General features: G+C 62.1%; 12 protein-coding genes. 6 read left to right on the forward strand and 6 right to left on the reverse strand.

Annotation, left to right across the window (positions count from 1 at the left end):
- From EN932_RS16700 to EN932_RS16710, 3 genes are all read left to right on the forward strand, one after another.
- A partial coding sequence (locus tag EN932_RS16700) for an SDR family NAD(P)-dependent oxidoreductase (protein ID WP_164890507.1) occupies positions 1-1,137 on the forward strand: 1,137 nt, incomplete at its 5' end.
- A 93-nt stretch (positions 1,138-1,230) separates the two neighbouring features.
- Positions 1,231-2,166, forward strand: a complete 936-nt coding sequence (locus EN932_RS16705; protein WP_127368215.1) for a glycosyltransferase family 2 protein — start codon at positions 1,231-1,233, stop codon at positions 2,164-2,166.
- A gap of 122 nt (positions 2,167-2,288) precedes the next feature.
- Entirely contained in the window at positions 2,289-2,825 is a 537-nt protein-coding gene (locus tag EN932_RS16710; RefSeq protein WP_013532714.1) for a sugar transferase, read from the forward strand.
- Positions 2,826-2,860: 35 nt separating this feature from the next.
- On the opposite strand, the gene EN932_RS16715 is transcribed toward EN932_RS16710, so the two are convergent.
- Positions 2,861-3,796: an NAD-dependent epimerase/dehydratase family protein gene (locus EN932_RS16715; protein ID WP_127368214.1), complete on the reverse strand. Its 936-nt coding sequence runs from the start codon at positions 3,794-3,796 to the stop codon at positions 2,861-2,863.
- A complete protein-coding gene (locus EN932_RS16720; RefSeq protein WP_128368920.1) occupies positions 3,793-5,091 on the reverse strand; it encodes an O-antigen ligase in 1,299 nt (432 codons plus the stop codon). Before EN932_RS16720 ends, EN932_RS16715 begins: the two co-directional genes overlap by 4 nt.
- Before the next feature lie 484 nt (positions 5,092-5,575).
- On the opposite strand from EN932_RS16720, the gene cysD reads away from it, so the two are divergent.
- The 3 genes from cysD to cysQ are packed head-to-tail and all read left to right on the forward strand — an operon-like array spanning position 5,576 to position 9,223.
- Positions 5,576-6,481 (forward strand): sulfate adenylyltransferase subunit CysD, encoded by a 906-nt coding sequence (gene cysD, locus EN932_RS16725; RefSeq protein WP_013532711.1) that lies wholly within the window; start codon positions 5,576-5,578, stop codon positions 6,479-6,481.
- A gap of 2 nt (positions 6,482-6,483) precedes the next feature.
- Positions 6,484-8,421: a sulfate adenylyltransferase subunit CysN gene (gene cysN / locus EN932_RS16730; protein WP_164766110.1), complete on the forward strand. Its 1,938-nt coding sequence runs from the start codon at positions 6,484-6,486 to the stop codon at positions 8,419-8,421.
- A 10-nt stretch (positions 8,422-8,431) separates the two neighbouring features.
- Complete coding sequence (gene cysQ, locus EN932_RS16735; protein ID WP_164890508.1) at positions 8,432-9,223, forward strand: 3'(2'),5'-bisphosphate nucleotidase CysQ; 792 nt, start codon at positions 8,432-8,434, stop codon at positions 9,221-9,223.
- A 14-nt stretch (positions 9,224-9,237) separates the two neighbouring features.
- On the opposite strand, the gene EN932_RS16740 is transcribed toward cysQ, so the two are convergent.
- From EN932_RS16740 to EN932_RS38940, 4 genes are all read right to left on the reverse strand, one after another.
- The gene (locus EN932_RS16740) at positions 9,238-10,380 is read right to left on the reverse strand and encodes a DegT/DnrJ/EryC1/StrS aminotransferase family protein (protein ID WP_024503690.1); all 1,143 of its coding nucleotides are present in this window, start codon (positions 10,378-10,380) and stop codon (positions 9,238-9,240) included.
- Between the two features lie 247 nt (positions 10,381-10,627).
- On the reverse strand, positions 10,628-11,551 hold the full coding sequence (locus EN932_RS16745) for a carbohydrate kinase (protein WP_127369947.1): 924 nt from the start codon (positions 11,549-11,551) through the stop codon (positions 10,628-10,630).
- Entirely contained in the window at positions 11,548-11,994 is a 447-nt protein-coding gene (locus EN932_RS16750) for an RbsD/FucU domain-containing protein (RefSeq protein ID WP_013532706.1), read from the reverse strand. Before EN932_RS16750 ends, EN932_RS16745 begins: the two co-directional genes overlap by 4 nt.
- Positions 11,994-12,090: sugar ABC transporter ATP-binding protein (locus EN932_RS38940; protein WP_128368922.1), on the reverse strand; the 97-nt coding region annotated here is incomplete at its 5' end. The genes EN932_RS16750 and EN932_RS38940, both read right to left, overlap by 1 nt.

Consider the following 12,090-nt stretch of genomic DNA (forward strand, 5'->3'; position numbering starts at 1 on the left):
ATCCTGCGCCGTCCGACGGTCGCGGCCGACATCCAGCGCATCGGCGCTTTTGTGGGGGGCAAACGCGTTCTTGTGACCGGCGGTGCCGGTTCGATCGGCCAGACGCTCGTCAAGCGGTCGCTGGAACTGGGAGCCGAGGCGGTGCTGGTCGCCGACAACTCCGAGTTCGGCATTTTCCAGCTGAGCCAGTATGTTGACGAGAAGGACCACGACCGCCTCAAGGTGCGCATCGTCGATGTCGCGGACCGGCGCCAGATAATGCGTGTCGTCACGGAATTCCGGCCGGACATCATCTTTCATGCCGCGGCCCTCAAGCATGTTCCGCTGCTCGAGGAAAACTGGGATTCGGCCATCCAGACCAATATCTTCGGAACGCTCGTCTGTGCCGAGGTCGCCGCCAAGTGCGGGGTTGCGCAATTTGTCCTGATATCGAGCGACAAGGCGGTGGATCCCTCGTCAGTGCTCGGCATGACGAAGCGGGCCGCCGAACAGATCATCAGCGCCTTGCATGGCACGCCGGCAGGCGAGACAAGCGGGCGTCGCCCGGCCACCAAGTTCATTGCAGTGCGGTTCGGCAACGTCTTCGGCAGCAATGGTTCGGTGGCGACCATATTCCAGGCGCAGATCGAGGCCGGAGGGCCCGTCACCATCACCGACCGGCGCATGACGCGCTATTTCATGACCGTGGCCGAAGCCGTCGATCTCGTCATCATGTCGGCGGCCGACGCCGCGTCGCGGCAGAGCGGAGACGATTATGCCGTCTATATGCTCGACATGGGCAAGCCGGTGCCGATCCTTGAAGTGGCCGAAACGATGATCCGCTTGTCCGGAAAGAGCCCATACAAGGACGTCGCGATCCGGTTCACCGGCATAAGGCCGGGTGAAAAACTCCACGAAACGCTGCATGGCGAAGACGAGGAACTCGTCGAACTCGGCATCTCGAAGATTTTCGGCCTCAGCACGGACGTCGTGGAATGGTCGGATGTCCAGGTCGCGCTCACGGCGCTGCAGCAGTCGGCGAAAAACCAGGACAAGGCTGCCGCGCTCGCCGCATTGGCAGGTCTCGACCGCGCCAAGAAGGCCAGGGCAAGTGCACGTCAAGACCCGATTCCGAAGACCGCCGGGCAGGCGACCTAGAACAATTCCGGGAAAAGCGCACGGCGCTTACCTTTGGGAATTGCGCCAAATCAAAGAGATAGATCCAATCAGAATCAGAAAGCGATCTTGCTCGTGAGCAAAGATGTTCTGCGCATCGCGGTCCTGATGGGCACGAAAGACGGCGCCGCCTTCATCGAGGAGCAGCTGCAGTCCCTGCTCGAGCAGTCGCACCCTCTGGTCGACCTGTGGATATCCGACGATGGCTCCGCCGATGGCACGACCGCCATCATCGAGGCATGGAAATCCCGCTGGCGGCCCAAGGGTCGAATGACGCTCGTCGAGGGGCCGCGGCAAGGCTTCGCCGCCAATTTCCGCTCCATGATCGTCGATCGACGCATCGAGGCGGACTGCTATGCCTTCTGCGACCAGGACGATATCTGGGAGCCCGACAGGCTGGAGAGCGCTATCGACTGGATGCGGACCCAGGATGCGAAAATCCCGCTGATGTTTTGTTCGCGAACCGCGACCATGACGGAAACGGGAAGCCTTGTCGGCCATTCGCCTTTGTTTGCCCGGCCGCCAACCTTTCGCAACGCGCTTGTGCAAAGCATCGCCGGCGGCAACACCATCCTGCTCAACGCAGCGGCACGCGACCTGCTGGCCAGGGCCTGCATGCGGACCGGGTTCGTCAGCCACGACTGGTGGGCCTATCTCATCGTGACCGCTGCCGGCGGCATCGTCCGCTACGATCCGCGGCCGCTGGTGCGCTACCGGCAGCATGCGGCAAATTTGGTCGGCGCCAACGTGTCCTGGAAAGCAAGGGTGTCCCGGCTTGGCCGCCTGTTCAAGGGGGAATTCGCCGGCTGGACGGACCTCAACCTTGACGGTCTCGCCGTCAATCGCGACCTCCTGACCGAGGACGCGATGGTGTGCCTCGACCTTTTCACCCACGGGCGCGACGGCGGCCTTTTCCGCCGCTTGGCAGGCTTGCGCCGAAGCGGCGTCTATCGGCAGACCGTTTCCGGAAACCTGGGGCTCTATCTCGCCTTCATCCTGGGGCGCATCTGAACATTGCGACGGCTGCGTGGCGCGCTTGGTCAAGAGATCGGCTCATGCTACGTCGACCGGATTGACGACATTGGCCTGCGGCTTTGCCTCGGGACTTCGGCAGGGAGCACTATCGGCCGTTCATGAAGGCAGCCAAGCAAATCTTCGATCTTGCCGGTGCGGCTCTGCTGCTGGTGGCGACATCTCCTGTCTTGGCGCTCACCGTCCTTGCCGTTCGGGCATCGTCGCCGGGCCCGGCTATTTTTTCACAGGTGCGGGTCGGCCGTGACGGTCGGCTTTTCCGCTGCCACAAGTTGCGCACGATGTATGTCGGGACGCCGTCGCTACCCTCGCATGAGGCGCCGGCGGATTCCGTGACATCGGTTGGAAAGGTCTTGCGGAAGTTCAAGCTGGATGAGCTGCCGCAATTCTGGAACGTCTTGAAGGGCGAAATGAGCCTGGTCGGGCCGCGGCCCTGCCTGCCGACCCAGACGGAATTGATCGAGTGTCGCAGGCGGCTGGGGGTTTTGGCGGCGCTGCCGGGCATAACCGGCCTGGCCCAGATCAGGGGCATCGACATGTCTAACCCGGAACTCTTGGCGCAAACGGATGCTGCCTACCTCCGCACCGCGTCGTTCTGGCTCGATCTTCGGATCCTGTTTGGAACGCTCTACCGCTGAGCAGACCATGAAAAGATCATGGTCAAGCAAGAAAGTCAGGATCTGCTGAGCCGCGCCAGCTCGGCCAGCCGCTCAAGCGTGCCGGCTTCGGGCGTCCACCCCTGCGATACCAGCAGGGCGGGGTCGCATATCTGTGTGGCGGTCAGGCTGTCCCAGAACGCCCGCCTGCCGAGTGCGGCCACCACCGGCCGTATCAGCCCGGCCGGCACCGCCATCAGGCGCACAGGCCGCCCCAAACCTCTGCGAAAGGCGGTGATGACGGCGTCGACGGCGACCGGCGGCACATCGGCGCCGACATAGATCGGGCGAAGCGGCCCGGAATGCCTGAGCAGGTGCGACACTGCTCGCACCGCGGCCTCGGAAGACATCAGCGAGCGGATTCCGGTCAAGGCACCCGTCGGCAGCGGCAGCGGCGTATCGGCAAGGCGCATCAGCGTTGCCAGATTTCCCCTCATGCCACTTCCATAGACCGGAGGCAGGCGCAACACGGCGGCGTCGGAGCGGCCATGCGACGCATAGGCGTCCAAAACCGTGATCTCGCTTTCGCGCTTCGAGCGTCCATAGGCGCATTGTGGGGCAGGAAGCGTGTCCTCGTCGATCGTTGCGCTGACGTGCGCGCCGATCACCGCCCGGATCGAGGAGAGATGAATGAAACGTCCGCTTATCTGGGCCGCCGCTGCATGCGCCAGCCTTGCGCTCAGTTCCACATTGGCCGCCTGGTAATCGGCTTCGGTTGCATTTCCCCGATCATTGTTGAGGCCAGCGCAATGGACGACGTCAGTCATATGCCGGGTCAGTTCCAGAAAGGCGGCGGCCGGCGCATCGAAGCCGGGCATCGGCACAGCCTCGTTCTCCGAAGCAAGCCTCTCGGGATGGCGGGAGGCGAGGCGAAGCTCGGCACCGGCTTCGCGTAAGTGGCGCACGACAAGACGCCCGATGAAACCTGTCGCGCCCGTGACCAGAACCTTCATGGCCTTGCCCGAGACAGGTCTTGCGTGACTGGTGCAAGTGCCGGCTCGTCCAGCAAAGGAACATGGCGTCCGGAGGCGAGATATGTTCCGCTCACCAGGAAGACCATCAGCACCGAGTCCAGAATGTCATGGCCGACCAGGATGCCTGTCATTCCGGCCGTCAGATAGGTGATCACCACGACGACAATCATGGTGGCGCCGAACCGCTCGTTCGGATCGCTGCTGTTTCGCAAGACCCGGGCGGCATTTCCAGCGGCAACGATAAAGATCGCTGCCAGCGTCACGGCGCCCAGAATTCCTGCTTGCACCAAGGCGGTCAGGAAGCCGTTGTGGAAATGGTTGAAGCCTGTGTCCATCGCGAACTGCTCATGAAAGCCCTGTTTGATCAGAAGCTGGGTTGCACCCACACCGTGCCCGAACAGTGGCATGTCATGGAATGCTTTGAGGCCGATCTCCCAAAGCGCAACACGTATTCCCAACGAGGTGTCGTAGTTGCCGCTAGCTCCAAGCGCACCCCAATCGGAGCGCAAAAAGTCGACCCGCCCGGATATCGCCTGGAAGCTGGAAGCGGCGATCACGACGCCGACTGCCGCCAGCAGCAGCAGCAGGCGAACGGCATTCCTGCCCCTGAGCCTGTGCCGGTTGATCAACATGACGGCTATGCCGGCGATCAGCAGTGCCAGCCAGATGGTACGCGAGCCGGAATAGATGACGGCGATCGTCCCGGCCAGTGTCGCGTAGAAGAGGGGTGTCCGGGCTTGCTCAATACTGGACAAGGCGCCAGCCACACAGGTCACCACGGCAAGGCAGACGACGGTTGCGAAGACGATCGGATTTCCGGCTCCCCCCTCCGCCCAGACGCCAATCCAATATTGCTGGATGACGGCCATGAGCAGCGCGACAAAGCAGGCGGCCATGCTGGAAAGCACGACGATGCGGGCAAGCGTGGTTTTCTGCGTGTTGCTCCATGTCGAATAGGACACGGGAAAAAACAGGAAGGTGACGAGCGGGATAAGATGCGGCGCATCCCGGACAAACGAGTTGTTGACGATGGACGCCAGGAGATTGGCGGCGCAGTAGGCATAGATCGCGACCGTCATCCAGATCATGGGCCGGTCGGCGTTGAAGCGCCTTTTCCCTAAAGCAATCAGCAGGGCGGACGAAAGGCCTCCGCCATTGAACACAAAGCTGACCACCGACCCCAGAACCGGTGGAAAAAAGAAGCAAAGGATGGAGAAGTAGTTGTTGATCCGCGAAGGCGAGAATTGCTGTGTGAGGGATGAAAGCCGGCTCAATTTTCGGGCTCGCTGTTTTCGGCAAGTGTCATGCGGCGGATCTTGTTTAGCGAAGTTGAATGCGCTCGCCTCGAAATTGCCCAGGCCTCATAACGCGCTTGCCCGCTGCCGAAGCTGGTATAGCGGCCGCCCCCCGTTTTCGATAGTGTATCTGGTGGATTGCCACCGAAAATCGGCGGCAGGCGACGGTCGGCCAAGGGAAGTCGCTTGAAAGCCGTAGCCGGTCATTCAAGCAATATTTTCCCCGCGTTTTCTCGGTTGTTGAGCTTGCGGGCAGGAATTTCCGGGTTTGATGGTATCTGTGGAAAATTCATTCTCGAACCATGTGCGGCCGGGCCAGTCTTGCATTGTTCTTGACAACGGCGATCTGCTAGAACGCCGGCACGAGGAAGATTGTCCAGAAACAAGGCTCGAACCGGGCGCAAAAGCTCGATGATTTGAGGCAAGGTCTTCTGTTGGAAATACGAAAGAACGCCCACGGTCCATGACAACAGCGCTTACGCATCTTCAGCGGCTTGAGGCCGAGTCCATCCATATATTCCGCGAGGTTGCGGCCGCCTTTGCCAAGCCGGTCATGCTCTATTCGGTCGGCAAGGATTCATCCGTGTTGATGCATCTGGCGATGAAGGCGTTTTATCCCGCCAAGCCGCCATTTCCCTTTCTTCACGTCGACACGACGTGGAAGTTCCGCGAGATGATCGCCTTTCGCGATCAGATGGCGCAGAAACTCGGCTTCGATCTCCTGGTTCATGTCAACGAAGACGGCGTGCGCGACAACATCAATCCGTTCGACCATGGTTCGAACACCCACACCCATGTCATGAAGACCGTGGCGCTGCGCCAGGCGCTCGACAAATACGGCTTCGACGCGGCCTTTGGCGGCGCACGTCGCGACGAGGAGAAATCGCGCGCCAAGGAGCGCATCTTTTCCTTCCGCAATGCCCAGCATGTGTGGGATCCGAAGAACCAGCGCCCCGAAATGTGGAAGATATTCAACACCCGCATCGCATCGGGTGAATCGATCCGCGTCTTTCCGCTGTCGAACTGGACCGAGCTGGATATCTGGCAGTACATCCTGCAGGAAAGTATCCCGATCGTGCCGCTCTATTTCGCCAAGGAACGGCCGGTGGTGGAACGCGACGGCATGCTGATCCTGCGGGACGACGAGCGCATGAAACTCCGCCCCGACGAGACAGTGGAGAACCGGCTCGTGCGGTTCCGCACGCTTGGCTGCTATCCGCTGACTGGCGCCATCGAATCGGAGGCCGACACGCTGGAAGCCATCGTCGGCGAAATGCTGACGGCACGGACATCCGAACGGCAGGGTCGCCTGATCGACCGCGATGAAGCCGGCTCGATGGAAAAGAAGAAGCGCGAGGGGTACTTTTGACCATGCGCCACATCATGGCAAAGAGCCTCGCCCCCACCGACGGCGTTCGCGACTATCTGGCGGCGCAGGAGAAGAAGTCGCTGCTGCGCTTCCTGACCTGCGGCTCGGTCGATGACGGCAAGTCGACGCTGATCGGGCGCCTGCTGTCCGACACCAAGCAGATTTTCGAGGATCAGCTCGCCGCGCTCGAACGCGATTCGCGCAAGCATGGCACGACGGGTGACGACATCGATTTCGCACTGCTGGTCGACGGCCTCGAGGCCGAGCGTGAGCAAGGCATCACCATCGACGTCGCCTACCGTTTCTTTGCCACGCCGAAGCGCAAATTCATCGTCGCCGACACACCTGGCCACGAGCAATACACCCGCAACATGGCCACCGGCGCCTCGACCGCCGACCTGGCGATCGTGCTGATCGATGCCCGGCAGGGTGTGCTTCGACAGACCAGGCGACATTCGATCATCGCCTCGCTGCTCGGCATCCGCCACGTCGTGCTGGCCGTCAACAAGATCGATCTTGTCGATTTCGATCAGACGGTTTTCGACCGGATCGTCGAAGACTACGGGCAATTCTCGCGCGATCTCGGCTTCCAGACCATTGCGCCGATCCCGATGTCGGCCCGTTATGGCGATAATGTCAGCCGTCGGTCGGAAAGCATGGAATGGTATTCCGGCCCAACGCTGATCGAGCATCTCGAAACCGTGTCAGTCGACCAAGCGATGGTCGAACTGCCGTTCCGTTTCCCGGTCCAGTATGTCAATCGTCCCAATCTCGACTTTCGCGGCTTTGCCGGCACGGTCGCTTCCGGCTCGGTTGCGCCCGGCGACGAGGTCGTTGTCGCCAAGTCGGGCAAATCCTCGCGCGTCAAGCGGATCGTCTCGTATGGCGGCGATCTCGCCCAGGCGGCTGCCGGACAGGCCGTCACGCTCGTCCTCGACGACGAAGTCGAAATCTCGCGCGGCAACATGCTGGTTTCGCCTGCCGCACGGCCGCAGGTCGCCGACCAGTTCGCCGCCAACATCGTCTGGTTCGACGAGCATGCGCTGCTGCCGGGCCGCTCCTACATCCTGCGCACCGAGACCGACCAGACCAGCGCCACCGTCACCGATCTGAAATACCGGATCAACGTCAACGACTTTGCCCATGAAGCGGCCAAGTCGCTCGAAATGAACGAAGTCGGCATCTGCAACATCTCGACGCGGACGCCGATCGCCTTTGATCCCTTCGCCGAAAACCGCACAACCGGCGCCTTCATCCTGATCGACCGCATCTCCAACGCCACGGTCGGCGCCGGCATGATCCTGCACTCTCTGCGCCGCGCCGAAAACATCCATTGGCAGTCGCTCGATGTCGGCAAGCGCGTGCGCGCCGACATGAAGAACCAGCGGCCCGCCGTGTTCTGGTTCACCGGGCTGTCGGGATCCGGCAAGTCGACCATCGCCAACCTGTTCGAAAAGAAGCTGTTCGCCACCGGCCGTCATACTTATATCCTCGACGGCGACAACGTCCGTCACGGTCTCAATCGCGATCTTGGCTTTACCGATGCCGATCGCGTCGAGAACATCCGCCGCGTCGCCGAGGTGGCGCGTTTGATGGCCGATGCCGGGTTGATCGTCATTGTTTCGTTCATTTCGCCGTTCAGCGCCGAGCGGCGCATGGCACGTGAATTGATGGCCGACGGAGAATTCGTCGAGGTGTTCGTCGATACGCCCTTCGAGGAATGCGCCAGGCGTGATCCGAAGGGCCTCTATGCGCGCGCGCTGAATGGCGAGATCAAGAATTTCACCGGCGTCGATTCCCCTTATGAAGCGCCGGAAACCCCGGAGATCCATCTGCAGACACTCGGCAAATCGGCCGAAGAGATGGTCGACGCCCTGGAACACTGGCTGAACGAGCGCGACATTGCCGAAGACCAATACGATAGCGGCGGCGGCATCTGACGACAGGCTGATGCTTGAAATCTTCGAGCGCCTGGCCTTGTCGGCCGGGCGCGAGGTGATGCGCGTGTTCCACGCCGGCTATGCGGTTGACCGCAAGTCCGACGCCTCGCCGGTGACCGAGGCGGACCGCGAGAGCGAAAAGATCATTCTCGCCGGACTGCGTGCCGCATTTCCCGATATCCCCTGCGTGGCCGAGGAAGAAGCTTCCGCCGGTATCGTGCCGCCCGACCTAAATGGGGCTTTCTTCCTGATCGATCCGCTCGACGGCACCAAGAAATTCGTCAACCGCCGCACCGATTTCACCGTCAACATAGCGCTGGTTCGCGATGGTGTGCCGGAGGTCGGCGTCGTCTTTGCGCCCTGCACGGGCCGCTTCTTTTCCGGCCTGCCGGGAAGGGCGGAATCTCTCGAGATCGATGGCGGCTACCAGATCGTCGGCCGCCGGCCGATCTCGGTGAGAACGGCCGTGGCGCCGCTGGCCGTCGTCGCCAGCCGTTCCCACAACACGCCGGAAACCGAGGCCTATATTCGCGACCTTGGTGCCGCCGAAATCGTCTCGGTCGGTTCGTCCTTGAAATTCTGCCTTCTCGCCAGTGCCGAGGCTGATGTCTATCCGCGCTTCGGCCGCACCATGGAATGGGACACGGCGGCAGGCGACGCCATCCTGCGCGCCGCCGGTGGCATGACGCGCACGCTCGATGGCCAGCCTCTGGTCTATGGGAAGCGCCGGCAAAGCGACGACGAGGATTTCGCCAATCCGCATTTCATTGCCAGCGGCGGGGCAGGGGTCAGCCCCGCCTGAGAAGGCCCGGTAGCTTACTCGGCCGCTGCCTGCGCCGAATTCGAGCCTATATAGTTGCGGATCGTCTCGATGATGCGGTCCTGGTCGGCTTCGCTGAGATAAGGGTGCATCGGCAGGCACAGGATCCGCTTCGGCAGGTCTTCCGAAACGGCAAGGCCGGTCGGCGTGCGCGGATAATCGCGATAAGCGACCTGGGCATGCAGCGGCTTCACATAGTAGATGACAGACGGAATGCCCTTTTCGCCGAGATGCGCCCTCAGCCCGTCGCGCTTCGGCGTCTCGATGGCGTATTGCGCCCAGGCCGAACGGCTGCCGTCCAGATTGCGGGCGGCGGTAACGACGTCGCCAAGCCCATCGGCATAGCGCTTTGCCACGACCTGCCGGGCGACCATCTCGTCTTCGAGAATGGCCAGCTTCTCGATGAGGATCGCCGCCTGTATCGTGTCGAGCCGCGAATTGATGCCGACGCGGACATTGTCGTACTGCGTCTCGCCCTTGCCATGAAAGGCGAACGAGCGAAGCTGTTCGGCCAGCGCATCGTCATTGGTGAACATCGCGCCGCCGTCGCCGTAGCAGCCAAGCGGTTTTGCCGGATAGAAGCTGGTCGAGCCGACCGCACCGAAGGAGCCGCACATCTTGCCGTCGAGCGAACCGCCCATCGACTGGGCGGCATCCTCGATCACCATCAGGCCTTCGCGGTTGGCGATCGCCATGATCGCCTCGTAATCGGCGGCAAGGCCAAACAGATCGACGGGAATGATTGCCTTCGGCTTCAGCCTTCCTTCCTTCTTGATCATGGCAATGGCCGCTTCGAGGCTGGCAATGTCGATGTTGTAGCTGTGCGGGTCGACATCGACGAACACCGGCTCGGCCTTGGCCAGCGCCACCACTTCGGCGGTGGCGGCGAACGTGAAGCTCGGCACGAACACCGCGTCACCCGGGCCGACGCCGGCTGCAAACAGCGGCAACAGCAGCGCGTCGGTGCCGTTGGCGCAGGCCACGACATGCTTGGTACCGATATAGGCGGCAAGCTTGTTCTCGAATTCGGTGACTTGCGGGCCAAGAATATAGCGGCCCTCGTCGACGACACGGTCGATCGCGGCCTTCAGCCGGTCGCGGATTCGTTCGCGCTGCGCGCCTAGATCGATGAACTGCATGTCGGCCTCAAAATGGGTTAGCCAGATAATCGGCCGCTGGTACCAGAGTTGCGCTTGCCGAGAAAGCCGGGCAGGCGGAGCCCTAAATTGCGGAAGTGTCGCAGTCCGTTACCAGTTTTCCCGGCGAATGTCCGTCAGATGCCGGAAATCCGGGCTTCGTCGGGCGCCATCCCGCCCTTATAGCCTTGGAAAGAGCCCCTGCGAAACATAAAGTGATCGATTGGGCTCAACTTATGTTGAGCGTTGCTCAGGCGATTTCATGTCGCCAGGGTGGATTGGCGCCGGCCCGCGACACGGTCACTGCCGCCGCCTTCGCGCCGAGCGCCAGCGCCTTATGGATGGCGTCTACCGACAGTCCGGAAATCGCCGCTTTCGTCAGCAGGCCTTGCTCGTGCAGCGAGGCGAGGATGCCGGCGTTGAACGTGTCGCCGGCGCCGACCGTGTCGACCACCTCGACCCTTTCGGGCACGACGGCAACCGCATGTTCCCTGGTATAGCCGACCGCGCCTTCGCCGCCATGGGTGACGACGATCAGCTTCGGGCCGCGGTCCAGCCAATTGCGGATGACATCCTCATGCGAGCCGGCTTCGCCGAACCAGTTCAGGTCTTCGTCCGACAGTTTCACGATGTCGGCCATCGCCATCATGGTGCGAATGCGCTTGAGGTGCTTGGCCTTGTCCGGGATGAAGTTCGGCCGGATGTTGGGGTCGAGCATCATGACGCGGCTTTCATGCTCGCGCCGCATGAACTCTTCATAGGCACTGCCGGCGGGCTCGGAAATCAGGCTGATGGCGCCGAACAGCATGGCTTCGATCTCGTTGCCGAGCTGCGGCAAATCGTCGATCGTCAGCATGCGTCCGGCGGTGTTCTCGTCATAGAAAGTGTACGTCGCCTGGCCGTTGGTGAGCTTGACGAAGGCCAGCGTGGTTGGCCGTGGCGAGGTGTGTGCATAGGTGGAACTGACCTTGCTCGCCCCAAGCGCATCCCGGAATTGGCCGCCGAACAGATCCGACGACAGGCCGGAAAAGAAGCCGGCCGGCGCGCCGAGCCGGCCAAGTGCGATTGCCGTGTTGAACACGGCGCCGCCGACATAAGGCGCAAAGGCCGGCTCGCCCGCTGTCGTCGTGCGCGGCAGCATGTCGATCAGGGCTTCGCCGCAGCAGAGGATCATGGCTTCTTGGTCTCCGGCGGATAGATCACGCCCTTGCGTATGATGATGTTGGCGTAGAGCCGCGGCTCGCTTGTCGCGACGATGGCATGCGCCGATTTGACCCGTGCATAGAAGTCGGCGCCGGCCAGCGCAACCACCTTGCGGCCTGGCGCCCGTTTGGCGCAGATCGCTTCGATCTCATGATGGACAGGATCGGCAAGCGAGGGATCGCCTCGGACCGAGGCGCGAAACAGCGCCTCCGGCACGGCGTCATCGACAGGCAGGACACTCAATATCGCGTCGAGTACCGGGATAAGAGGGTGGCCATCGGCGCGTACCAGTCGGGTTGCCTGCTGTTCCGCCGGATAGTTTCCGTCGACAAGGGCGATTTCGTCGCCATGGCCCATGCCGCGCAGGATCGCCAGAAGCTCCGGACCGAGCAGCGCCGGGATTCCGATCAGCATCAGGCGCTCCTGGAAATCGTCGTCGAGCCGATCAGGAAGCGTTCGGAAAGTGGCAGGCTGGCGCCGCCGAGCGCCCGGGCATGGATACCGACGGTT

Origin of the sequence: Mesorhizobium sp. M7A.F.Ca.US.002.01.1.1 (assembly GCF_004022955.1) — a bacterium.
GTDB lineage: Bacteria > Pseudomonadota > Alphaproteobacteria > Rhizobiales > Rhizobiaceae > Mesorhizobium > Mesorhizobium ciceri.

Coding starts and splice junctions, on each gene's coding strand:
- EN932_RS16710 (WP_013532714.1), top strand. CDS start 2,289: ATGAAGGCAGCCAAGCAAATCTTCGATCTTGCCGGTGCGGCTCTGCTG.
- EN932_RS16715 (WP_127368214.1), bottom strand. CDS start 3,796: ATGAAGGTTCTGGTCACGGGCGCGACAGGTTTCATCGGGCGTCTTGTC.
- cysD (WP_013532711.1), top strand. CDS start 5,576: ATGACAACAGCGCTTACGCATCTTCAGCGGCTTGAGGCCGAGTCCATC.
- cysN (WP_164766110.1), top strand. CDS start 6,484: ATGCGCCACATCATGGCAAAGAGCCTCGCCCCCACCGACGGCGTTCGC.
- cysQ (WP_164890508.1), top strand. CDS start 8,432: ATGCTTGAAATCTTCGAGCGCCTGGCCTTGTCGGCCGGGCGCGAGGTG.
- EN932_RS16740 (WP_024503690.1), bottom strand. CDS start 10,380: ATGCAGTTCATCGATCTAGGCGCGCAGCGCGAACGAATCCGCGACCGG.
- EN932_RS16745 (WP_127369947.1), bottom strand. CDS start 11,551: ATGATCCTCTGCTGCGGCGAAGCCCTGATCGACATGCTGCCGCGCACG.
- EN932_RS16750 (WP_013532706.1), bottom strand. CDS start 11,994: ATGCTGATCGGAATCCCGGCGCTGCTCGGTCCGGAGCTTCTGGCGATC.